This is a genomic window from Streptomyces sp. NPDC053513, from assembly GCF_044544765.1.
Taxonomy (GTDB): domain Bacteria; phylum Actinomycetota; class Actinomycetes; order Streptomycetales; family Streptomycetaceae; genus Streptomyces; species Streptomyces litmocidini.
On the sequence record NZ_JBITXP010000034.1, the window covers coordinates 30,052 to 53,660 of the forward strand.

Sequence of the window (23,609 nt, forward strand, 5' to 3'; positions counted from 1 at the left end):
ACGCCGCTCCCCGTACCGCCGCGCCCTCTCCAGGGCTGCTCCCCGCCGCTCGGCCCCGAGCTCTCCGGCACCCAGGACGTACCCGTACCCCCGTCACGACGAAAGCGAGAACGCCATGACCATGTCCCCCGAAGAGACCACCGCCGGCGACGAGCTGCGCCGCACCCTCGGTGTCAGTCGCCGCCGCTTCCTCAGCACCTGCACGGCCACCGCGGCCGTGGCGATCGCCGCCCCCGTCTTCGGCTCCTCGCCCGCCCTGGCGCAGACCGAGCCCGGGACGGCCGACGACCGCGGCCGCTCCGCCCTCGTCCCGCCGGACAGGCGCGGACTGATCCTCTACACCGTCCGGGACGCGGTGGCACGCGACCCGCTCGCCTCCGACCTGCCGTCCGGTTTCCGCGAGGTGTTCCGGCAGCTGGCCCGGTACGGCTACCGACAGGTGGAGTTCGCCGGGTACCGCCAGCACGCCAACGCCCCCGGCGGCGCGGACCTCGGCACCGTCGAGGGCGCGCGGCTGATGCGCTCCTGGCTCGACGAGTACGGACTGCGCGCCCAGGGCAGCCACGGCTTCATCCCGAGCTCCTGGCCGCTCACCCCCACCGACCTGGACGCGTTCCGTCGGGCCCTGGAGATCGCGAACATCCTCGGCATGGAGCACATGGGCACCGGCGGCGACCCCACCGGCAGCCCCTACCGCGCCGACTGGGACGTCGCCGCCGACAAGTGGAACACCCTGGGCGCCCTCGCCGCCCGGGAAGGGATCAAGCTCTACACCCACAACCACGACAGCGCCTACGACTTCCTCCTCGACGGCGGCCCGCTCGACGCCCAGGGCCGGCTGACCCGCAGCTCCGGCATCCGGAAGCTGGAGTACTTCCTGCAGGTCAGCGACCCCAGAAGCGTCTACCTGGAGCTGGACGTCTTCTGGGCCCACGTGGCCCGGTACAAGTTCCACACCTACACCGCCCACGACGGCACCCGGCACGAGCAGGTCTTCGACCCGGCCGGGCTCGTGGCCCGCCACACGCCCCGCTTCCCGCTCTTCCACGCCAAGGACGGCGTGATCAATCCGCAGAGCGGCATGGGCTACGACATGGTGCCGTTCGGCACCGGCGACATCGACTACCGGCGGTTCTTCACCCGAGTCGGTGCGAAGAACCGCCACCACCCGATGGTCGAGCAGGACACCGCCCCGAGCACCACCGACCCCGGGCAGTCGCTGGAGTACGCCCGCATCGGCTACGACAACCTCGCCGCTCTCCGCGCCCACCGCTGACCACGACGCACCGCCCCGAACCAGTAGCGAAGGAGTTCCGCGTGCGCAACAGACGGACCGTCACCCTCCTGGGCACGGCGGCGCTGGCCGGCGCCATCGGGCTGCTGCCCCTGGCCCCCGTCCAGGCCACCACCGCACCGGCCGCGACCCCACCGGCCGCGCCGGCCTTCCAGAAGGTCACCCTCAACGACCGGCCGGGCGAGCCCATGGCCCTCGCCGTCCTGCCCGACCTGCGCGTCCTGCACACCGCGCGCACCGGCGAGATCCGCATCCACGACCCGAAGAGCGGCGTGAACTTCCTCGCCGCCGACATGAAGAAGAGCCCTGCCGGCCTCTACCAGCACGACGAGGAGGGCGTCCAGGGCATCGCCGTCGACCCCGACTTCGCCAGGAACCACTGGGTCTACCTCTACTACTCGCCCCGCCTCACCACCCCCATGGACGACCCGGCCACCCCGGGCGTCAACGAGGGCGACGCCCCGCAGACCGGCACGCCCGCGGACTTCGCCCCGTACAAGGGCTACACCCGGCTCTCCCGGTTCAAGCTCACAGGGAACACGCTGGACTACGGCTCCGAGCAGAAGATCATCGACATCCCCGCCGACCGCGGCATCTGCTGCCACGTCGGCGGCAAGATCGACTTCGACCACCGGGGCAACCTGTTCCTGTCCACCGGTGACGACTCCAACCCCTTCTCCTCGGACGGCTACGCCCCGATCGACGACCGCCCCGACCGCAACCCCGTCTACGACGCCCGCCGCACCTCGGGCAACACCGACGACCTGCGCGGCAAGGTCCTCCGCATCAAGGTCAAGCGCCACGGCGGCTACGCGATCCCCGACGGCAACCTCTTCGCGCCCGGCACACCGAAGACCCGCCCCGAGATCTACGCCATGGGCCTGCGCAACCCCTTCCGCTTCGGGGTGGACAAGCGGACCGGTGAGGTCTACGTCGGCGACTACTCGCCCGACGCCCGCACCGCCCGCCCGGACCGGGGCCCCGCCGGGCAGGGCCGCTGGATGGTCATCGACCGCCCCGCCAACTACGGCTGGCCGTTCTGCGTGACCCGCGACCAGCCGTACCAGGACTACGACTTCGCCACCCAGAAGTCCACCGGAGCCTTCGACTGCTCCGCTCCGGTCAACGACTCGCGCCACAACACCGGTCTGACCGAGCTGCCGCCGGTCACGAACGCCGAGATCGTCTACGGCTACGACGCCTCCGCCCAGTTCCCGCAGCTCGGCACGGGCGGCATCGGCCCCATGGGCGGCCCGGCCTACCGGTACGACAAGCACAACACCGCCCAGAACCGCTGGCCCGCCTCCTTCGACGGCAAGCCGCTCTTCTACGAGTGGACCCGCGACCAGATGAAGGCACTCACCCTCGGCAGGCGCAACGAAGTCCTCGCGATCGAGGACGCCGTCCCCACGATCCGGACGGACGGACCGATCGACGCCGAGTTCGGCCCCGACGGCGCGCTCTACGTCCTGGAGTACGGCACCGGCTACTTCGCGGAACTGCCCGAGGCCCAGCTCTCCCGCATCGACTACGTCCGAGGCAACCGTACGCCGGAACCCAAGGCCGCCGCGGACGTGGTCAACGGCGTCAATCCGCTGACGGTGCGCTTCTCCGCCGCCGGCACGAAGGACGCCGACGGGGACGCGCTCCGCTACGCGTGGGACTTCGACGCCGACGGCACCGTGGACTCCACCCAGACGGACCCCACGCACACGTTCACGACGAACGGTGTCTTCGAAGCCACCCTGAAGGTCACCGACAGCACCGGGCGCTCGGCCTCCACCGCCGTCCAGGTCGTCGTCGGCAACAAGGCGCCGGTCGTCTCCCTCACCACCGACCCCGCTCCGCACGGGGGCACCGCGTTCCACTGGGGCGACACGGTCACCTGGAAGGTCGACATCACCGACGACCAGCCGGTCGACTGCTCGAAGGTCACCGTCTCGTTCATCCTCGGCCACGACTCCCACGGCCACCCGCTGTCGTCGAGCACCGGCTGCTCGGGCTCGTTCCGGACGTTCGTGGACGGCGGCCACGCCGGCGCGGGCAACCTGAAGGCCGTCTTCAACGCCTCGTACAAGGACACGCCCCCGGCGGGACTGCCGTCCCTCTCGGGTAGCGCGGAGGTGGCCCTGACACCTGCCGACTGACACGCACCACGTCTGTGCGGGACCCTCGGGGCGGATTCGCCACCCCGAGGGCCCCCACGCGTGTGACGACGGGCGCCGCGCGGGTCTGTCGATCGAGCCGTGTGACCCGGGGGACGTGGCTGCTGACGGGCTGCGGAGAGCCGGCCGCCAAAGGCGATGGCGAAGACGTTCAGGTGCGCTTCTTGCGCAGGTGACGCGAACCCGCTGGTGGCTGCCCTTGTAACCGAGCGGCACGCTCTCCTCCCACAGCTTCCACGCGTTGGTGAGGCCCTCGTTCCAGGGCGGGCCCGGGCCCGGGTTCGCGGGTGGCGCACTCGTCGACGCCGGCCACCCGCGGCGACGAAGGCACGGCGTGCACGGTCCGAGTTCTCGCAGGCGAACCGGCAGACCCTCAGTCGGAGAACGACGCTTCGGCCACCGCTCGGCACATCAGCGGGAAACCGCGGGGAGGAATCATGCACCCGGGTCGACCAGGCTCCGCGGACCGGGCACACGGCACCGTTCGCGACGCCGTGGACATCCATACGCACCGTCTCGACGTCCACGTCCACCGACAGCACCGCGACGTCCGCGATCGACGGGAACAACAACTCCTCGAACCGGGGCACGACCTCTTCCACGCCCCGAACCGTCAACCCAAGCGCCGGGTCGGCAGTCCATCTTAGGGCGACTTCGTCTACGGCTCGTAGCGGTCCAGCCGTCACGCAGAGTGGCCGCGTCACAGCCCTGCCCGCACGGCGCACTCCGCGTCGTGCGCGCGGCACGGGCCGGACGGATCGCCCTGGACCTGTCGGGGGTCGCCTTCGGCGACTCCTCCTTCCTCCAGGAACTCATCGCAGCTCACCGCCGGCCCGGTCGTCTGCTTCTCGTCGGCCCGCTGGCCGGCCAGATCAGACGACCGCTGGAACTGGCCGGGACGGACCGTGTCCTCGACCTCGCCGAAGACCGCCACAACGCCGGCCTCGTGTGCCCACCCACCGCACCGGCCGGCGCGAGCGTCCGCGCTCCTGCGGGCCCGCGCCGAATTCCGGCTGGGCAGGAGACCTCCCACAGGGCACAGAGCCGGAGCGGCTCCGGCGGGAGCTGTGTGATTCGTAGAACCGGGCCGCTGAGCAGCCGGCCACCCTCGGTCCCGCCTGGGCCATGAAGGGCCGGCTGCCGTTTCCTGTGGAAACGGCAGCCGGTGTGCATCAGCCCTGCCGCGCCGGCCGCGCGGGCACGGAACGCGGCGGCTGGAGACCGTAACTGGTCGGCTCCTCGTTCATTCCCCCATGTGTCATGCGGTCATCATGCCCGCTCGGTCCTCTGCCAGGGGCGCCGAAGCCCGCTCCCTGTGGTACGCGACCCGAACAGGTGGGTGGACTGCTTCGGAGAGCGCTGACCCGGATCGCTGGGGAGCGGTTGGGAGCCGGGCCGCGGGCGGTCGGTCCGCCTCGGCTCTGCAGGAGGGAGCGGCGGACGAGAACGAGGTGCCGCCACCGCCCGTGGACGGTGGCTTCGCCGTCGATCCACCGGGCGGAGGTCGTTGAGGTGGGCCGGTCGGTCATGAAAGCGGCCTGCGCCTGCTGGTGCAGCCGTTCCCGGGGCTCGTCAGCCGACCGACGACGACGGCCCTCGTGGACGGTCTTCCACGACACGTGGAGGGTCGGGGGAGATGCTTGCTTCGCATCAGGGTCTGCCGGGGCCCGGGTGCCACTCGGCCAGCACGATGGTGGCGTCGTCCCGGAGGTGTTGGTCCTGATGGCTCAAGAGCTCCTGCAGCAGGCGGCGCAGGGCTTCCGGAGCCGGATCGCCCGCGGCCATCGCACGGATGACGGTCTGGGCGAGCCGTTCTTCGCCGAAGAGGACTCCTTGGGAGGAGCGGGCCTCGGTGACGCCGTCGCTGTAGATCAGGACCCGGTCGCCGGGCTGCAGACGCGTTTGGTGCACCGTCGGCGGGGAGGCGGTGTGGAAGGCCCACCCGAGGGGCAGCTCGGGCCCCCGTTCCAGCATGCGCGGCAGCACCCGGCCGTCGCGGATCAGCAGCGGCGGCGGATGGGCGCAGTTGACCCAGGTGAACGTGCCGTCGAGGACGTTCAGGTTGGCGATGACCGCGGTCATGAGCCGGTCGGTGAACCACTCGTCCAGGATGGTGTCGATCGCCGGAATGATGTCCGCGAGGGTGCCGCCGGAGCGGCGTGTGGCCCGGCAGGCGGCGAGGCCGGCCGCGCTCGCGCCACCGGAGGCGAGGTCGTGCCCCATCGAGTCCAGCAGCGTCAGGTGCAGCGCGTCCTCGGTGAGGCTGTGGTCGAACGCGTCCCCGCCGATGTCGTACGCGGGCTCGAGCACCGCGGACGACGTCACGCGCGCGGTCCCGATCGTGCGCGGGGGCAGGAACGCCCACACCAGCTCGCCCTGCACCGTCATCTTCCGGCGCCGCTCCGCCTCGGTCAGCAGGTCGTTGTGCGATGACTTCGAGACCAGCAGCAGAGCCGCCACATCCGCCAGCGCCTGGCACCACCTGATCAGGTCCTCGTCGAGATCCGGTGCGGTGGCCTTCAGTACGCCGAGACGTTCGATGCCGTCGATCATCGGCACCCAGACGGTGCCGCCGTCCCGCGAACGCTGCGTCCGCTCCGTGCGGTAGGCCAGGCCCGCCAGCGAGCCGTCGATGCCCAGCATCTGCGGCTCGGCCGCCACGGGCTGCGGCAGCGCCACCAGGCCGGTCTGCTGCAGGTCGGTCACGTACATCCAGGTGCCGTCCAGGCCCATGCGCCGGCCCGTCCGGGACACGAGTCCGGCAAGGTCCCGCCCCGCCACCAGGCGGGAATCGGTGATCAGGTCCGACAGCACCGTCTCGCCTGGCTCCATGGCAAAGCCCTTCCGCCGACGCACAGGGCACGGCCCACCAGGTACCGAGCGTAGCCGTCCCCACGAACGCCGGCCCGGTCACACGCCCGGCGGCAGGTCACCCGGCTCCCTGAGATCAGCGCAGCCGCCCCATTGTTCCGCGTGCATCCGACCCTTACCGCAGGATTCAAACCGCCCACCCCCCGCTCGGCAACTCCGGCAAGACGATCACCCCATGAACCGCGTTCCCTGTGGGTCCCTGGGAGGCGGACGAACCTGGTCCCGTCGGCCTCTGCGCCTCCACCACTCCTGCGCATCCTGATCTCCTCGTTCGAAAGAAAACGGAAGACGATGAGCTCTTTCAGAGCGGCCACTGATCGAGTGACCCAGGCCGAGTCAGGATGAGGACCGCAGCGCACAAGGCTCCCGCGCCGTTGAGGGAGGTGCTCGACATCTCAGCTCATCGACACAGGAGCCTCGTTGGTTCGCCGCCCTGCCGCACGCCCTGGTCGAGTGGGTAACCATGCTCATCGTCACCCGTGAGGGTGACCGCCGCTGCGAGCTCCCGCCTCACCAGCGTGCCCTCGTCGGCCTGGTCCACCTCCGCCGCCACGACACGCTCGCACAGATCGCCGCCGGCTTCGGCACATCACCGCACCGGATCCGGATGGACCCTGCGCGTCGACGAGTCCACCCCGCTCGGCGCCGCGGTGCCCCCGGAGGACGGCATCGTGGGCCTCACGCCGGCCTGGGACGGCAGGGACTGGTTCGCCGCCAGCGGCGGTGTGATCGGGACCGTCGACACCGGCACCGGCACGGTGCGCAGCATCAGTACGGGCGAAGACGTCCAGAACAGCGTCTCCACCGTCCCGGGGCGCACCGCGGTCGCCACCGACCACACGCTCCACCTGCTGTCCGCCGCTCCCGACGGCACGCCCGTCGTGGAACGGCGGGCCTCTACGACCGGGGGCCGGCCCGCAAGCCCGGTCAGCTGAGCTGGGGCACCGGCACCACCCCGAGCTTCTTCGGGCCGGAGCACGGCACCGAGTTCGTCACCATCGTCGACAACGCCGCCCCTCACGGATACCTGCTCGCCCACCGCGTGACCGGTGGGACCGAACCGGTCTGCCGCGTTCCCGTGCCCACGCAGTACGCCCGCAGCGGCACCGAGGACGCCGTGATCGCCTCCGGCCGCAGCGTCCTCGTCACCAACACGTACGGCTACCCCCACCCGGCCCTGCCCGAGGACGCTCCGGCGAGTCAGCGCTCCTCCGCGAACCTCGACGGCGGTCTGAGCCGGATCGACGTCGACGCACGGGGGACGGGAGGCTCGGTCGTATGGAACAGCCCCCGTGAAGTCCGCCGCGCTGCCCCGCCTCTCCCTGGCCGACGGGGAGATCTACACCGTCTCCGTGACCGGCCCGACCGGCAGCGCCGGTCCGAACACCTTCGCCCAGTACCACCACGCCGTCGTCGATCCGGCCACCGGCAACCAGCTGAGCGGCTCCTGCCCGGGCATCGGGCTGGTGCACGACCCCCTCCAGATGCGGGGGACCGCCGCCCTGGACGGCACCCCCTACCAGGGCACGGAGACCGGGGTGGTCCGCATCGCCCGACGATGGTCCAGGGACGCGGTGCGACGGCCCCGTTCCCGGCGGGGTCCGCCGGGAACGGGGCCGTCCCCCGGGCCGGGGACCCGCGTCACGCGGGAGGCCGCCGGGTCAGAACTGGAGCGACCAGGCGTTGATGTAGCCGGTGTCGTTGGTCCAGTTGTCGGTGGCGCGGAGCTTCCAGGTGCCGTTGGCGGACTCGCCGGAGGCGTTGACGGTGAAGGTGCCCTGGATGTCGTCGGCGCTGTCGTTGGAGTTGTAGTCCTTGAGGAGGAAGGCGGTGCCGTCGGGGGCGACCAGCTCCAGCCTCACGTCGCCGCGGTAGGTGTGGCGGACGTCAACGGTGACGGCGAGGTTCGAGGGGGCGTTGCCGGTGACTCCGGTGACCGCGAGGGGGGAGTCGACGGTGGCGTTGTCGCGGATCTGGTAGTCGTCGGTGTTCTCGAACTTCTTTCCGGTGGGCGGCGGGGTGGTGCCGCCGGCGCCGGTGTAGAGGAGCTTGTTGGGCGAGCCGGTGCGGGCGTCGGTCACCTTGTCGGGCGTGGCGTCCGCGACCAGCCTGTCGCGGACCTGGGCCGGGGTCCAGGTCGGGTTCGCGGCGAGCAGCAGGGCGGCCGCGCCCGCGACGTGGGGGGAGGCCATGGAGGTGCCGCTCATCGTCTGGGAGGCGGTGTCACCGGAGTTGGACGTGGAGACGATGCTGTCCCCGGGGGCGAAGATGTCCAGGCAGGTGCCGTAGTTGGAGCCCTGCCCGTTGGACCAGCCGGAGGCCCGGGCGTCGCGGCTGTTGGTGGCGCCGACCGTGATCGCCGACGGCGTGGAGGACGGGGAGTAGGAGCACGAGTCGGCGTTGTTGTTGCCGGCCGCGACGACCCAGGTGACACCGGAGGCTATGGAGGCCGCGACGGCGTCGTTCACCGACTGGGTCTTCCCGCCGCCGATGCTCATGTTGGCCACGGCGGGCTTGACCGCGTTCTTGGTGACCCAGTCGATGCCCGCGAGGACCGGGGCCCAGGTGTCGCCCGAGGTGCCCTGGCAGTTCAGCACGCGGACGCCGATGAGCTTGACGCCCTTGGCGACGCCGTAGGAGCTGCCCCCGACGGTGCCCGCGACGTGGGTGCCGTGCCCCTGGCAGTCGGAGGCGTTGGAGTCGTTGTCGACGAAGTCGTAGCCGCTGACCGCGCGGTTGCCGAAGTCGCGGTGGGTCATCCGGATGCCGGTGTCCACGATGTACGCGTTCACGTTGGAGGCGGTGGTCGCGTAGGTGTAGCTCGAGTCCACGGGAAGGCTGCGCTGGTCCACGCGGTCCAGGCCCCAGGAGGGCGGCGAGGGCTGGGTGTCGACCGCGTACGCCACGCCGTCGGCCTCCACGCGGGCCACGGTGGGCTCGGCGGCCAGCTTCTGGGCCTCGCTCTCCGTCATGCGGACGGCGAAGCCGCGCAGGGCGGTGGTGTAGGTGTAGCGCAGGCTGCCCGCGTGGCGCTCGGCCAGGGCCCGGGCGGAGGCGGGCACGTCGGCCGAGGGGACCGAGCCCTTGAAGGTGACGATGTAGGAGCCGTGGACCGCTCCCGGCCGGTCCGCGCCGACGATGCGGTTCTCCCCGCCGCTCGGCGGTGTCGGCGCGGCCGTGGCCGCGGCGGTCGCGGAGGCCACGGCGAGCAAGGCGGCACTGGTACTGATGGCGAGCAGGCGCCGGAGGGCGCGAGCGTCGAACTCCATGACTGCTTCCTTCGTGGGAGGTGTCCGGACCGGGGTCGATGTCCGGAGGGCGGCATCCGCCCCGCCGGTGACTCCGGGCGCGCTCCGTCAGGGGTGGGAGGGCGCGCCCGGAGGATGGCCGCCGGCCGGCCGAGACGGCGGTCCGGGTGAGGACCGTGACGATCCGTCGGCCGAAGGCGGTCGTACGGGCGCCACTGGTGGCGGCGCCGGGACGGCGGGACGGGGTGACGTGGCGTACGGAGCGGGCTCCGCGACGCACGGATCCGGTCACGCCGTACGGCTGCGTGGGGTGCTGCCGCCCCGTGCCTCCAGCGGCTGGGGACCGTGGTGGACGGGGACGGCGCGACCGGACCGCCCAGAGCTTCGGTCACCCGGGAGGAGGCCAGCAATGCGTAGCGCTACCCAAAGAGTGGGGACGGGACGTCGCCGCCCGGCACCCGGCGGAGACCGTGCCGGGCCGACGAATTCCGTGGGTAGTCGCCCCCTATTGCGACGGCGGCCCCGCTGCCGGTAGACCACCTGCGGGTGGACCCACCTGCCCGGCGGACACCGCGGCCACGCCCGCGGCGCGACGCGTGGAGTCCGGTCCCCGGGGGACCTCCATGACGTTCGACGGAGCCACCGGGCGGGTGGCCGGTGAAAGGCGGAGCCGTGGAGAGACGTCCCTTCGATGCGCCACACGACGAAGTGCCCTCCGACGGGGCCGGGTTCGTCGGCCGGTACGAGGAGGCACGACGGCTCCGGGCGGCCCTGCGCGCGGGACGCGGTGTCGTCGTCGTGCGCGGGGAGGCCGGGGCCGGGACGTCACGGCTCGTGGACGAGGTGCTCGGCGGGGCGGAGTTCGCGGAGTGGACGCAGCTGCGCGGGACATGCCCGGACGACGCGGAACCGCCGCCCCTCGAGGCCGTCGCCTCGGCCTTGGCCCAACTCCCGTACCGTCCCGGCCTGGCCGACCTGCTGCCACCGGTCACCGGAGTCGTGGGACTCGTCGTGCCCGAACTGGCCGACCGCCTGCCGGAACCGCCCGCGTCGGCCTCGGACCCGGAGGTACGTCGAGGACTGCTGCCCCGCGCGGTGGCGACCCTGCTCGCCTCGCTCGGCGACACCGCGCTGGTCCTGGAGGACGTCCACCTCGCCGACCCCGCGACGCTCCGGCTGCTCGACCGGCTGACGGACGACCTGCCCGCCGGGCTGCGGCTGGTCGTGACCGAGGACGCCGCCCCCGGGTTGCCGGTCCTCGGCGTCCGTACCCCGGCAGCGGGACGATGCGAGGAGATCCGCGTACGGCCCTGGACACCGGAGGAGACGGAGCAGTGCGTCCGCCGGTGGGCGGCGGGGTGCCCGCAGGTGCGGCCGGAGGAACTGCCGGAGCTCGCGGCACTCGTGCACGAACTGTCCGGTGGACTGCCCGGAGCCGCCGGAGCCCTCCTCGACGACGCCGGGGAACTGCTCTCGGCCGGCGCGGAGGACGGCACGGCTGGGCCCGCGGTGCTCACCGCCGTACGGGAGGCGGAGGTGCCGGGGCGGGTGGCCCGGGAGTTCGCCCGGCGGTGCGCGCCGCTGGGGGAGGAGGCCCGGCGGATCGTCGAGGCGGCCGCGGTCCTCGACCGGCCGGCCCCCGTCGGCGTCCTCGCCGAGGTGGCGGAGTGTCCGCCCGGGGCGGCCGAAGCGGCGGTCGACACGTGCGTACGACGGTCCGTGCTGCGCGCCGAGGGGGCATCGCTGTCCTTCCGGCACCCGCTGGACCGCCGGGCCGCGCTGGCGCAGGTCCCGGGGCCCCGGGCGGCACGGCTCGGTCTGCGCGCGGCCCGCGTCCTCCACCGCGCGGGTGACGGACCGGTGCCGCTCGTCGACCTCGCCCGGCTGTACACGGCCGCCGGACACGTCCGCGAGGGCCTGCGCTGCCTGGTGGCGGCCGCCGACCGGGCGGCGGCCACCGGCGACTACGCCGCCGCCACCCGCCTGTACACCCGGGCCGTCGTCGAGGACCCCCGGGCCGAGGGCCGGGTGCGCACCGCCGCGAAACTGGCCCGCACCGCCCAACTGGCACGGGCCGGCGAGCAGGTGGTCGCCGCCGTGCGCACCGTCCTCGACGAGGACGACCCGCCGCCCCGGCTGCGCGGCGAGATCCGCCTGCACCTCAGCGTGGTCCTGCGCAACCAGACCGGCGGAGCGCTGGACAGCCTCGAAGAGGTCGCCCGCGCCATCCCCGACCTGGAGGCGTCCGATCCGCAGACCGCCGCACGGGCCATGGCGGTCGCCGCCATCCCCTCCATCCAGGGCTGGCCCGTCGACCGGCACCGGCACTGGCTGGACCGCGGCGAGACGCTCACGGAGCAGGTCACCGACCCGGTCGCCCGGGCCGCCATCGCCGCCAACCGGGCCACCGCCCTGATGCTCGTCGGCGACCCGCGCGCCTGGCACGCGGCGGAGGCGCTGCGCGGGCCGGCCGGATCCGCCATGGAGGCCGCGCACCACGCCCGGGGCTGGACCAACCTGGCGCACGCGGCCAGCGCGCTCGGACACGGCACGCGGGCGCGGGACTTCCTCGACCGGGCCGTCGCCGGTCTCGCCGACAGCAGCAGCCCGTACCTGGAAGGCCTCGTCGGCACCGCCCGACTGGTCCTCGCCTGGCACGGCGGCCGCTGGGACGGTCTGCACGCCGCCGCCGACCGCACCACCCGGCTCTACCAGGAGATACCCGACCTGACCGCCGAGGCGATGCTGGTGCGCGGACTGACCTCGCTCCACGCGCTCGGCGACGTCCCCCGGGCCCGCCACGACCTCGCCGAGGCCGCCCGCACCACCTGCTACGACACCGGCTTCATCCTCACGTCCTCGGCCGCCGCCACCGCCCGCGTCCACCTGGAGGCCGGGCGCCCCGGGCAGGCGTGCGAGGCCGTGGAGGACGTGCTGCGCCGGATCGAACGGACCCGGGGCTGGATGTGGGCGAGCGAAGTCCTGCCCGTCGCGGTGGAGGCCCTCCACGGCGACGGCCGCACGGCGCGGGCCCGGCGGCTCGTCGCCGACTTCGCCGCGGGCTCCGCGGACGCCGACGCGCCCGCCGCCCGCGCCGCGCTCACCATGTGCCGCGCGCTGCTCGCGGAGGCCGCGGGCCGCCCCGACGACGCCGTCGCCCTGCTGACGGACGCCGAGGAGCGGTGGCGCCTGCTCGACCGCCCGCTCGATGCCGCCCGCGCCGCGGAGGCCCGCGGACGGTGTCTGCTCGACCTGCACGGAGAGGCCGCGGCCCAGGGGGTCCAGGACGTCGTCGAGGTCTACCGGCACCTGGGCGCCCGCTGGGACGTCGCCCGCTGCCAACGGCTGCTGCGCCGCCACGCCATCGTCACCACCCACCGCCGGGGCCGCCTCGGCTACGGCGACCGGCTGTCCCCGCGCGAGGAGGAGGTGGCCCGACTCGTCGTCCAGGGCCGCGCCAACCGGGACATCGCCGAGAGCCTCGTGCTGTCCACCCGCACCGTGGAGCACCACGTGGCCCGCATCATGCGGAAGCAGCACGTCGCGTCGAGGGGTGACATCGTCCTGCCGTGAGGGAGGAGGCCGCCTCGGACCGGGGCACCCGCGCGACCGCGCCGTCCCCAGTCCTCCAGCCGGCCGGTGATCGCGGTTCGGCGGAGTCTGTGACGGCGGCGACCGGACGGGACGATACTGGCAAGGGCAGCGTGCCCGATCCGCAACGGCCTCCACGGCCGGGAGGCGGGCGGGGCGCGTCTTCGTCGATGCCTCCGAGGGGAGCCGTTCATGACCACGGCGAGAGACCTGTTCATCATCGCGATGGACTCCGGGCAGGAGCACGCCGTCGGACAGGGAGACCTGTCGCTCGCGCTCGCTGGCGCCGAGCTGATCGACCTCCTCGGCGCCGGAGGCCTCACCCTGGAGGCCGACGTCCTCGTGCCGGGTGTGGCGCCCGCCTCCGACGACCGGCTCCTCGGCGAGGCGGGGGCGCGGATCGTCCGGCAGGCGCCGTACGAGAGCGTCGAGGACTGGCTGTGGCGTCGGGGCACGAACCTCGCGGCCACGTACCAGACCGCCCTGGAGGCGGACGGCGAGCTGACGCCGAAGGCCGCGGGCCGCCTGTCGTTCGGCGCGCGACGCGTGGAGGCGGTCGACACGCCGGCCCGTCACGCGGCCGTCGAGCGCTGGGAGCGGCGGGAACCCGTCCTGACGGCCCTCGCCTCGGTCGTGGGCATCGGCGCCGAACCGTCCGACGAGGAGCCGGGCCTCGACGACGACGCGGCCACGGCCGTGGTCGCCGCCGTGCACGACGCGGTCATGGAACTGGAGGCCGTCCGCCAGCGGCGCACCATCGAGAACGCGGCCTTCGCGAACCTCTGGCGCGGGCCGTGACGCGGGTGGGCCATGACCGAAGCGCACCACGCGACGGACGTCGTACGGGCGGTGGCGCGGCGGCCGTCTCCCGCCGGCCGGCCCCTTCGTCCCCTGGGGCGGCTCAGGAGCCGACGTGCACGTGGTTCGCCCAGAGCAGCGGGTTCAGGGAGTAGGCCGCGCGCTTGCGCAGGAGGGCGTCGCGGAGCCCGGACGCCACCCGGGAGACGTCGAGTCCGCCCTCCGGCCCCGCCATGTTCCGGTAGACGTCCTCGGCGATCTGGCTCTCGGCGAGTTCGGTGACCGGCCACAGGGTGGCGATGACATGACGGAACCCGGCCCGGTGGAACGCGGCGGTCAGGTTCGGCGACTCCTCGGGCGCGATCACATACGGGTGACCCGTGCCGCACGCCGTCAGGACGACCAGTTCACCGAGGACCGGTGGCCACCGGATGTCCGCCACCGACAGCCGGGCCGTCTCGGGCGGCCCGGCGAGGACGAGGTGCCCGGTGAAGGGGTCGTCGGAACTGCCGACCGCGTGGCAGGCGAAGTGGACGACGTCGTGCGCACCGAGCGCCCGGAGGACGGCGGCGGGCACGGCCGTCGTCGGTGAGCACGGTGAACCGGGGCAGCAGACGCCGCGTCTGCTCCCCGAGGTGGTCCAGCGCGCCCGCTCCGGCCGGCGCGTCGACCAGGACCACGAGACTGGCCCGCGCCGGCCTTCGGCCTGTGTCCGTACGCCGAGGTGGCCTTGTACCGCCGACCGGACCGCCTCGCTCGCTCACCGCGCGGGCGCCCGGTGTTCTGCCGGGTGCCGAGGAGCCCCGGCCATAGATGGCCGGGGCTCCTGGTGGGCCCGCACGCAACCACCATCGGTGCGGGCCGGTGTTCACCCTGCCGGGCTCTGGGGGCGGGGGAGTCCCCAGGCCCGGCCAGTGAGCGGGTCCCATCCGCTCGACTTCCGTGTGCCCTCGATGCCGGCCCTCACACACCCCGCACCTTTCTCGAAAAGCCTGGTGTGAGGTGTGACTTCGGGGGCAGGCGGACGTTGGCGCCGCCGTCTACGGATATCCCCCCGAGTCGTGGACGGCGGCGACGGAAGCACGCCCTGCCCGCGGTCCCCCTTCCCGCGGGCAGGGGCGCATGAGGCGTCCGGCACGTACGGGCGGCCACGGCCTGGAGCCGGTCCACGGGCTTGGGGGCGACGCCGGCCACCGAACCGGAGAAGCTGTTCGTCCAGGGCAACCTGCCGCACGACCGAATGCGAATGAATCGCACAGGACGAGAGAGGGGACTTTGGATGGTTTGCCGGTTTCGGTGAAAGCAGTTCAGCCGAAGCCGTACGTACGGTAGAACTGCAGGTCACAGCGTTTGCTCCCCGCACCCGCGGGGATGGTCCCTACGACCCGACCGCCACCTCGCACACCGCGCTTGGCTTTATCCACGAGAACAGGGTTCTGGTACGACTTCCGCGAAGTCGGACCGATCCTCAATGCGCGAGGTCGACGCCCCCTGGTGAACCGGCAGCCCGGCGGCTCGTCCAGAGGCGGACACGAGCCCTGTTGGCGTGGTTTCACAGAAGTTGTGCCAGAACCCTACCCGTGAACAAAACCAGGCCGGGCCTCGCCGAACCGCTCGGCGGTCTTCCCGACCGCGACGCCGTGGCTGTGGCCAGTGTTCGGACTCGTGAGCGGCACACAGCCCTCGATGCGAAACGCGCCGCTCTGTCGAATTCCAGTCCTCACTCATGCGAGCACCCTATAGAGGGTCCATGCCCGGCAAGTCCGTGATGGCAACGCTTGCCTCGCGCACTGTGCGGCTGGACTCAGCGCCTGTTGCCCCCGGGCGCGAGCAGACTGGGGACCTCAGCAACCGCCCCCGCTGACGGACGGCAGGAGCGCCCCGGCTCCTCCGGTTCCCCGGGCCTGCGAGGATGGTCCCGAGGGGTTGAATCGCCTGTTCGAAGGGGGGCGGGGTGGAAGAGCCGGAGATCACGATCAAGCTCACCCGCGACGAAGCGACGGTCCTGTCGGACTGGCTGGAACGGTTGCAGATGACCGATCTCGGCAACACGGTCGACGATCCGGCGGCATGGGCACCGATCCATCGGATCGCCGGCCAGTTGGACAAGATGCTGCCCGCTCTGTTCTTCCCCGACTACGGCGTGCGGCTGGAGGAGGCCCGGCGCCGCCTGCGTCCGCTCGATGACGACAGCCAGAACTGAGCCGATCGAATCTCCCGGCGGACGGGCACTGCCCGCAGACCACGCCGGATCGCCGCGTACAGCTCGACCTTCGACATCCGCGGCATGACCAGTACCTTTCACCAGGAGCATGTCGATGCTGCCCTGGCCAGAACCCCGGTGCCTCCCAGACTCGTCGATATCACTCATCCGGAGAACAGGGCACCTCCCAAGCCCATCGGCAAACGACGTCGCTACTGCTCGCCAAAGCCGGCACGGCATGGTCGGGCAGCGGGTGAGCCCCCGGAACGCAAATGCCCCCGCGCGGAACCAGCACCCTCCCATCGCACTCTGTCTATGTGACGGCAGAGCATCGTGAATGGGGGGCTGTCATGAACCGGCGCGCGTTGCTGGCGGGGAGTATCGGCTACACGGCGGCCGCCGCCTGGACGATGGGCTGGGGCAGCGGCCAGGTGAGGGCCGCTCCCGGCAGTGGTTCCGCCCCTGCCGCCGGTGGACAGCGGTCCCTGGGCCCCGCGTCCGCCGCGGCCGGCAGGCATGCGGGCGTACCGCGTGCTGCCGACTGGTCCGCGCTCGGCAGGAGTCTCCAGGGCGGTCTGATACGTCCGGGTGATGCCGACTACGCCGTCGCACGCCAGCTGTACAACACGCGCTTCGACACTCTGCGTCCTGCCGCTGTCGCCTACGTGGCCAACACCGCGGACATCGCCGAGTGCCTGGCCTTCGCGCGCCGCCACGCCACCCCCGTCGCCATCCGCAGCGGCGGGCATTCCTACGCCGGTTGGTCCAGCGGCGACGGACGGCTGATCATCGACGTCTCTGCGCTGAAGTCCATTCGTACGGACCCCGGCAGTGCCGCCATCGGGGCCGGCGCCAAACTCATCGACGTCTACAGCCGACTCGGCGCCCGAGGCGTCACCATACCCGGCGGATCCTGCCCCACGGTCGGCATCTCCGGCCTGACGCTCGGGGGCGGGCACGGCGTGGTCTCCCGTGCCTACGGGCTCACCTCCGACAACCTCACCGGCGCCCGCATCGTCACCGCCGACGGCAGGACCCTTGAGGTGTCCAAGGACCGGGAGCGCGACCTGTTCTGGGCACTGCGCGGCGCGGGAAACGGAAACTTCGGCGTCGTCACCGAACTTCGGTTCCGTACCCACAAGGCCGCCGACGGGGTCACCGCGCACATGACCTGGCCCTGGTCCAAGGCTGCTGCCGCACTCCGCTCCTGGCAGGAGTGGGGCCCTGCCCAGCCTGACGAGATCTGGTCGGCACTGCACCTGTCCGCCGTCGCCGGCCGGACGCCCACCGTCTCCATCAGCTGCTTCTCGCTGGGCACGTACGGCGCCTTGCAGAACGCCGTCGACCGGCTGGCGGACCGTGCCGGCGGCCCCGGCGCCGCCTCCCGCATCATCATGCGCCGCCGCGGCTACCTCGACACCATGCGGATGTACGCGGGCTGCGCGACGAAAACCACCACCCAGTGCCACCTGCCCGGCACAACCCCGGGGCGCCAGCCCACCGGCGCACTCCAACGGGAGACGTACGCGGCACGCTCGGACTTCTTCAACCGCTCACTGAACACCGGCGGCATCCGCTCACTGCTCGACCAGGTCGAACGCCACGGACGCGGCAACAACAGCGGCGCCGTCTCCATCGCGCTCACCGCCCTGGGCGGCGCCGTCAACCGCGTTCCCCCACAGGCGACCGCCTTCATACACCGCAACTCACGCTTCCTGGCGCAGTACACCGCATCCTGGCCCGCCGGTCACACCGCCGGGCCGGCGACGGCCTGGCTGGACAGCACGCACACCGCGATGCGCCGGCACGCCTCGGGCGCGGCATACCAGAACTACACGGACGCACACCTGAGCAACTGGCGCTCCGCGTACTACGGCTCGGCCGCTCACCGACTGGCCGAGCTGAAGAGTCGCTACGACCCGGGGAGGATGTTCGACTTCCCACAGGCTCTGTGAACCGACGCGAGGCACCGTCACACAGCGGCATCGCGAACCACCGCCACCGGACGCGTGGTGCGCGCTGCCCCCTGCGAGGTCTGCTGTGTCCCCGGAGAAGACACGGGCGCGGGGACGGTGCCGTCGAGACGGCGAGCAACTCCCCGAAAAACTCCTAGAACGCGGAAGCAAAACCCAGGCTTGGCTTTTGGGTGGTTTGCCGGCTTCGGTCCAGCTGGTTCTGTGAAGAGGTGCGCTGGTGACATCGGATGGCCTCGCCCCCTCCGCAGGACGCGAGCCGGGTCGTGCAGCGCGACGTGCAGGGCGATCGTGGGATGGAAGCCGGAGAGTCCTTCCTGGCAGAAGTCGACTGTGCGCCCTGAAAGGGTCCACTCTCCGCAGCCGTCACCGCGACCGTCACCGTCGCAGCGCCGGGCCAGGTCGGCCTCCTCGTCCAGCCGTGCGCGCAGGAACGTCACAAGGTCTTGGCCCCTAGGGTCATCCTGGATGATGCGTCAGGCCCGGTCGCCTGATTTCCGTGCTGCGGGCAGAGCCCGACCGGCAGGCCGACAGCGGAATGATCTTGCCGTGGCTGGTGTGATCACGGCGTTGGAACCGTCGTGGATGGTCCCGTTCGCGGGGCTGAGCCCGCGCGCCTTCGGGAGGCTGGTGACGGTGCTGCGTCGCGGGGGTGCGGACGCGGTCCACAAGGGCCGACCCTGGAAGCTGTCGTTGGAGGACCGGGTGCTGCTGGTCACCGCTTACTGGCGCACGAACCTGACCATGCGCCAGCTCGCCCCGCTGTTCGGGGCCTCGAAGTCGGCAGCGGACCGCATCATCGACCAACTCGGGCCAATGCTCGCACTCCAGCCCCGCAAGCGGTTCGCCAAGGACACCGTGCTCATCGTGAACGGCACCCTGGTCCCCACCCGGGATCACAGCGTCGCCGAGCGGCCGAAGAACTACCGGTACTCCACCCACCACCAGATCGTCGTCGACGCCGACACCCGCCTGGTCGTCGTGGTCGGCCGGTCGCTCACCGGGAACCGCAACGACTGCAAGGCATGGGAGGAGTCCGGCGCCAAAGCCGCCGTCGGCAACACGATGACCATCGCCGATGGCGGCTACCCGGGCACCCGCCTGGTCATCCCGCACCGCAGAGAGCGCGGCCAGACCGAACTCCCGGACTGGAAAGAGGACCACAACAAGTCCCATGGGGCGCCCCGGGCACCCCGGTGACCCTGACCACCACCTGGGACAGCGTCAGCAGGCCGACAGCGCAGAGCCTCACCGCCGGGACCGCCTCCACGCCCGTCGTGACGCGCGACTACACCTACCGGGCCGACGGCTTCCCCCTCACCATCGGCGAACAGGCCGCAGGCGCCGAACGTGGCACCAAGCGGATCACCCTCGACCCATGGGCAGGCCACTGGCCGTCACCGGTACCGGCTGGGAGGAGAACTACGGCTACGACCGGGCCGGAAACCAGGCCACGGCCACCTGGCCGGCCCGAGCCGGACACGGCGAGGCCCGCGGCCCCAGGACCTACTCCGGCACCCGCCTTCTGGCGGCAGGCTCCCTCCACTACGAGCACGACGCGGCCGGCCGGGTCGTCGTACGCCGGCGCACCCGCCCCTCCCGCAAGCCCGACCAATGGCGCTACAGCTACGACGCACGGGACCGGCTGACCTCCTGCACCACCCCCGACGGCACCCTGTGGACCTACGCCTACGACCCCCTCGGCCGCCGCATCGCCAAGCACCGCATGGCCGACGACGGCCTGACTCCGCTGGAGACCATCCGCTACACCTGGGACGGCACCCTCCTCGCCGAGCAGGTAGACGAAACCACCGCCACCGCCCTGACCTGGGAGTACGAAGGGCACCGCCCCCTCGTCCAGTACGAACGCAGGATCCTCGACGAGGCCGAGACCGATGCCCGCTTCTTCGCCATCGTCACCGACCTCGCCGGCACCCCCACCGAACTCGTCTCCACCAGCGGCGAGACGGCTTGGCGCAGCCGCTCGACCACCTGGGGAACCACCGGGTGGAACCGCGACGCCACCGCCTACACACCCCTCCGCTTCCCCGGCCAGTACGCCGACCCGGAAACCGGCCTGCACTACAACTTCTTCCGCCACTACGACCCCGACACCGCCCGCTACACCAGCCTCGACCCCCTCGGCCTCTCACCCGCCCCCAACCCGGCCACCTACGTCGCCAACCCCTGGGCCTCCGCCGACCCCCTGGGGCTCGCCCCCAAGCGCTGCAGCTTCGACGCCTATGACTGGGGCGATGCGACGAGCGGGTTCGGAGGCAGCGTGCGCTACGGGCGCCTGGACCACCTGGGGCGCCCCACCGGCGTCTACGCCCAGATTCGGCCCGAGATGCTCAACACGGGAACCGAGGCGGGAACGCTCCGGACACCGGGCTGGCGCGGGGACGGCGTCGCCTTCAACGAGGCCCGCGGCCACCTCTACGCCAACCGGCTCGGCGGCCACGGGAAGGGGAGATTCGCCCATCAGAACCTGGTGACCGAGACTCAGAACCCCACCAACACGCCCGAGCAGCGCGTCCAGGTGGAGGCGGTGATCTACGACCAGGTGAAGAACAACGACGAGATCGTCCAGTACAACGTCGTCCCCAAGTACGCGGGCAACAACCCGATCCCGCACGAGATCCACTTCACGGCGTACGGGAACAAGGGGTTCACCTTCACCTACATTCTGGAGAACCCCGCCGCCTACGTCCGAACCGGCGTCTAGCGCCCACGACGACTCGTTCCGGAGAACCGCATGACTCGCACCACGCCCCCCCGCCCCTACGATGTTGAAGCGCTGTTTCCCGCCCTCGCCGATTACCGGCGTACGGCGACGCGACTGCACCCCCGCCCCGCCGCACCGAAGGCACATGACAGCTCCGTCGCCGGCCCCATGCTCTGGCCGGCCGACGAACCCTGGCCGGTGTGCACCGCCGTCCACCCCAAGGCGACCGGACACCTGCTGACCGACGTCCGCCACGCGCGCCGCATCCACGCCGCCTCGGAGGGACGGAAGAAGACCGACGAGGAGATCGCACTCCTCGCCACCTTCCAGGCCGGTCCGCACGACCTCCCGATCGGCGACGCGGACCCCATCCCCATGTTGGCCGTCGCCCAGCTGTGGGCACGCGACATCCCCGACCTCACCGGACCCGAGGGAAACGACCTCCTCCAGGTCTTCTGGTGCCCCTTCGAAGCACACGGACCCGACCAGAGCGTCGACGTGGTCCTGAAGTGGCGCCGCAGCGAAGACGTCGGAACCGTCCTCGGAGATCAGCCCGAACCGCTCGTGGTCGGCTCACCCGAGTGCGTGCCCCAGTCCTGCGAGGTCCACCCCGAGCAGGTCGTCGAGCACGAATACCTTGGCCTGCTCCCCGAGGACCTTCAAGAGTCCATCGCAGCGTGGGAGGAAGGGCTCCTCGACGAGAGCGAGGAAGAAGCGGAGGCGGACTTCCCCACCGAGTACTCCAGCGATCTGTCCCTCGCACCCGGTTGGAAGGTCGGCGGCTTCGCCACCTGGCACCTCACCGACCCCCGCCCGATCGACTGCACCGTCTGCGGTACCCCCATGCCACCGCTCCTGACAGCGCACTACGTCGAGTGGGACCCCGCATCGGAGAGCTGGGCCCCACGGGAAGACCTCCGCCCCGACCTGTTCCGGCACGTCATCACCCCCACCGGCGTGTACCTGGGGCGCGGCTACCTGCGGATCCACACCTGCCCTGCAGATCCCTTCCACCCCCACCGACTCAGCTTCCAGTAACGGGTGGCTTGGTTCATGAGAGCGGGTTCTGGCACAGCTTTCGTGCAGCGGCCACGGTGAGTGACGGCTGAGCGTCTCCGGACGGTATGCGAAGTCGCCCGAAAATGGATGGTGGGCAGTGCCGCTGGGCTGACAGTCCGGGCCGTGGAAGACGTTGCACTCCGGCTGAAGGCGCTGTTGTTCCCGGCGATCGCGGACATCGCGGTGCGGTCGGTGGACGCGGACAGCGAGAACGTGCGCCTTAACGCGCGGTGCACCACGGCCGGCGCCGCCTGCCCGGAATGCGGAGTCTGCTCGATCCGGGTTCACAGCTCCTACCTGCGGTTTCTCGCTGATGTCCCGAGCGCCGGACGAAGCGTCGCCCTTCAGCTGCAGGTCCGGCGGTTCCGGTGCGGGAACACCAAGTGCCCTCGTCGGACGTTCGTGGGGCAGATACTCGGTCTCACCCGCAGACACGGCCAGCGCACCGAACGACTGCGTTCCATCCTGACCGCAGTCGGCCTCGCCCTGGCTGGTCGAGCCGCCGCCCGCCTGGCTGCCGTGCTTGGCATGTCCATCAGCCGGAGCACGGTCTTGCGCCTGGTCGAGGCGCTGCCCGAGCCGGAGGTGCCGATGCCTCGCGTGGTCGGCGTCGACGAGTACGCCACCCGCAAAGGCCGCCGCTACGGCACTGTCCTGGTGGACGTCGAGACGCGCCGTCCCATCGATCTCCTGCCTGATCGAGAAGCATCAAGCCTGGCCGCCTCGCTCGCCCAGAAGCCAGGGATCGAGGTCGTCTGCCGGGACCGCGCCGTTCTTCGCGGAAGGCGTCACCGCCGGGGCACCCCAGGCGACGCAGGTCGCCGGCCGCTGGCACTTGTGGCACAACCTCGGGGAAGCCGCTGAGCGGGCGGTCGCCCGCCACCGTCAGTGCCTTGGCGTCCTGGTCCTCGATCCCGAGGCGAAGGCCGACGAACCGGCGCCGCCCGAGGAGAAGACGGACTCGCCATGGCGGAGCGAGCAGTTCGCCAACCGTGTCCGAGCCCGGCACGCCACGGTCCACGCGCTGCTGGAAGCCGGCCACAGCCGCTCCATCGGGCGACAGCTCCAGATGACCCACCGCACCGTCAAGAGCCTCGCCGACGCTGCGCAGCCGGAAGACCTCTTTCGCGATCAGTGGCAGCACAACCGGACCTCCGTCCTCGACGAGTACAAGCCCTACCTGGACGAACGCTGGGACGAGGGCTGCACCAACGCCTGGAAGCTCTGGGAAGAGATCGTCCCCTTGGGCTATCGCGGCAGCTACGGCCGGGTCAGCGCCTACCTGCGAGAGAATGGAAGCAGTGGTGAGCCATACTGACGCGCCTTGGCGCAGTACTTGCCCCGCCACTCCCTTCCATCGCTCTCTTCGACGTCCAGCCGTAATGGAGCGTCACTCAGCACGGAAGCTGAGCCAGAACCGTTCTCAGGTTCTGCCTCACTTTCCGTGAATGTGGAAGGCGGGTGCTCACGAGGCGGAGTGGTGCTGGGACACGATGAGGCGAGCACATCTTTCATGCACAGATCACTTCTGTCCTGCTGGCGGAACTGCGGCGGGAAACGGCAGGTCCTGTGCTGAGGTAGGGGAACTCTTGGTGGCTCCACTGGACTCGCTGGTCAAGCAGCATGTGGTTCCGGTGATGAAGGCAGCGGGTTTCAGGAGGTCCGGTCGGACTTTCCGGCTC

Annotated in this window: 15 protein-coding genes and 2 pseudogenes; 12 read left to right on the plus strand and 5 right to left on the minus strand. The window is 71.6% G+C overall.

Features of this window, described 5'->3' with window-relative positions; all coding sequences use genetic code 11:
* The first annotated feature begins 121 nt into the window (after positions 1-121).
* Positions 122-1,276: a sugar phosphate isomerase/epimerase family protein gene (locus ACIGW4_RS34615; protein ID WP_399585478.1), complete on the plus strand. Its 1,155-nt coding sequence runs from the start codon at positions 122-124 to the stop codon at positions 1,274-1,276.
* Positions 1,277-1,317: 41 nt separating this feature from the next.
* Positions 1,318-3,441, plus strand: a complete 2,124-nt coding sequence (locus ACIGW4_RS34620) for a PQQ-dependent sugar dehydrogenase (RefSeq protein WP_399585418.1) — start codon at positions 1,318-1,320, stop codon at positions 3,439-3,441.
* Positions 3,442-4,159: 718 nt separating this feature from the next.
* On the opposite strand, the gene ACIGW4_RS34625 is transcribed toward ACIGW4_RS34620, so the two are convergent.
* Positions 4,160-4,393 carry a hypothetical protein gene (locus ACIGW4_RS34625; RefSeq protein ID WP_399585421.1) on the minus strand — a complete coding sequence of 78 codons (234 nt, stop codon included), beginning with the start codon at positions 4,391-4,393 and terminating at the stop codon, positions 4,160-4,162.
* A gap of 716 nt (positions 4,394-5,109) precedes the next feature.
* On the minus strand, positions 5,110-6,291 hold the full coding sequence (locus ACIGW4_RS34630) for a PP2C family protein-serine/threonine phosphatase (RefSeq protein WP_399585423.1): 1,182 nt from the start codon (positions 6,289-6,291) through the stop codon (positions 5,110-5,112).
* Between the two features lie 502 nt (positions 6,292-6,793).
* On the opposite strand from ACIGW4_RS34630, the pseudogene ACIGW4_RS34635 reads away from it, so the two are divergent.
* A pseudogene (locus ACIGW4_RS34635) lies at positions 6,794-6,922 on the plus strand (transposase family protein); the annotation flags it as partial.
* A 1,069-nt stretch (positions 6,923-7,991) separates the two neighbouring features.
* Here ACIGW4_RS34635 and ACIGW4_RS34640 read toward each other — a convergent pair.
* Positions 7,992-9,599, minus strand: a complete 1,608-nt coding sequence (locus tag ACIGW4_RS34640; RefSeq protein WP_399585426.1) for a S8 family peptidase — start codon at positions 9,597-9,599, stop codon at positions 7,992-7,994.
* 651 nt (positions 9,600-10,250) lie between these two features.
* On the opposite strand from ACIGW4_RS34640, the gene ACIGW4_RS34645 reads away from it, so the two are divergent.
* Positions 10,251-13,151, plus strand: a complete 2,901-nt coding sequence (locus ACIGW4_RS34645) for an ATP-binding protein (RefSeq protein WP_399585428.1) — start codon at positions 10,251-10,253, stop codon at positions 13,149-13,151.
* Between the two features lie 210 nt (positions 13,152-13,361).
* The gene (locus tag ACIGW4_RS34650; protein WP_399585431.1) at positions 13,362-13,967 is read left to right on the plus strand and encodes a GPP34 family phosphoprotein; all 606 of its coding nucleotides are present in this window, start codon (positions 13,362-13,364) and stop codon (positions 13,965-13,967) included.
* 103 nt (positions 13,968-14,070) lie between these two features.
* On the opposite strand, the gene ACIGW4_RS34655 is transcribed toward ACIGW4_RS34650, so the two are convergent.
* A complete protein-coding gene (locus ACIGW4_RS34655) occupies positions 14,071-14,544 on the minus strand; it encodes a CHAT domain-containing protein (RefSeq protein WP_399585433.1) in 474 nt (157 codons plus the stop codon).
* 1,377 nt (positions 14,545-15,921) lie between these two features.
* Between ACIGW4_RS34655 and ACIGW4_RS34660 the strand changes: the two genes are divergently transcribed.
* Both ACIGW4_RS34660 and ACIGW4_RS34665 read left to right on the plus strand, forming a co-directional pair.
* Positions 15,922-16,170, plus strand: coding sequence for a hypothetical protein (locus ACIGW4_RS34660; protein ID WP_399585435.1), 249 nt, complete (start codon positions 15,922-15,924; stop codon positions 16,168-16,170).
* A 350-nt stretch (positions 16,171-16,520) separates the two neighbouring features.
* On the plus strand, positions 16,521-18,125 hold the full coding sequence (locus tag ACIGW4_RS34665) for an FAD-binding oxidoreductase (protein ID WP_399585437.1): 1,605 nt from the start codon (positions 16,521-16,523) through the stop codon (positions 18,123-18,125).
* Positions 18,126-18,142: 17 nt separating this feature from the next.
* On the opposite strand, the gene ACIGW4_RS34670 is transcribed toward ACIGW4_RS34665, so the two are convergent.
* Positions 18,143-18,583, minus strand: coding sequence for a DUF6221 family protein (locus ACIGW4_RS34670; protein WP_399585440.1), 441 nt, complete (start codon positions 18,581-18,583; stop codon positions 18,143-18,145).
* A gap of 109 nt (positions 18,584-18,692) precedes the next feature.
* Here ACIGW4_RS34670 and ACIGW4_RS34675 point away from each other — a divergent pair.
* The 5 genes and pseudogenes from ACIGW4_RS34675 to ACIGW4_RS34695 all read left to right on the plus strand — a co-directional run.
* Positions 18,693-19,334 (plus strand): annotated as a pseudogene (locus ACIGW4_RS34675) (transposase family protein); the annotation flags it as partial.
* Positions 19,335-19,521: 187 nt separating this feature from the next.
* Positions 19,522-20,868: an RHS repeat-associated core domain-containing protein gene (locus ACIGW4_RS34680; protein ID WP_399585441.1), complete on the plus strand. Its 1,347-nt coding sequence runs from the start codon at positions 19,522-19,524 to the stop codon at positions 20,866-20,868.
* Between the two features lie 30 nt (positions 20,869-20,898).
* Positions 20,899-21,906: a hypothetical protein gene (locus ACIGW4_RS34685; RefSeq protein ID WP_399585444.1), complete on the plus strand. Its 1,008-nt coding sequence runs from the start codon at positions 20,899-20,901 to the stop codon at positions 21,904-21,906.
* Between the two features lie 144 nt (positions 21,907-22,050).
* Positions 22,051-22,791, plus strand: a complete 741-nt coding sequence (locus tag ACIGW4_RS34690) for a transposase family protein (RefSeq protein WP_399585447.1) — start codon at positions 22,051-22,053, stop codon at positions 22,789-22,791.
* Positions 22,763-23,245, plus strand: a complete 483-nt coding sequence (locus tag ACIGW4_RS34695; protein WP_399585450.1) for a hypothetical protein — start codon at positions 22,763-22,765, stop codon at positions 23,243-23,245. Before ACIGW4_RS34690 ends, ACIGW4_RS34695 begins: the two co-directional genes overlap by 29 nt.
* Positions 23,246-23,609: the final 364 nt, after the last annotated feature.

Bases quoted from the DNA above. Each gene is read 5' to 3' on its own strand.
- ACIGW4_RS34615 (WP_399585478.1), top strand. From the start codon at position 122: ATGTCCCCCGAAGAGACCACCGCCGGCGACGAGCTGCGCCGCACCCTC.
- ACIGW4_RS34630 (WP_399585423.1), bottom strand. From the start codon at position 6,291: ATGGAGCCAGGCGAGACGGTGCTGTCGGACCTGATCACCGATTCCCGC.
- ACIGW4_RS34640 (WP_399585426.1), bottom strand. From the start codon at position 9,599: ATGGAGTTCGACGCTCGCGCCCTCCGGCGCCTGCTCGCCATCAGTACC.
- ACIGW4_RS34650 (WP_399585431.1), top strand. From the start codon at position 13,362: ATGACCACGGCGAGAGACCTGTTCATCATCGCGATGGACTCCGGGCAG.
- ACIGW4_RS34665 (WP_399585437.1), top strand. From the start codon at position 16,521: ATGAACCGGCGCGCGTTGCTGGCGGGGAGTATCGGCTACACGGCGGCC.
- ACIGW4_RS34680 (WP_399585441.1), top strand. From the start codon at position 19,522: ATGGGCAGGCCACTGGCCGTCACCGGTACCGGCTGGGAGGAGAACTAC.
- ACIGW4_RS34685 (WP_399585444.1), top strand. From the start codon at position 20,899: ATGACTCGCACCACGCCCCCCCGCCCCTACGATGTTGAAGCGCTGTTT.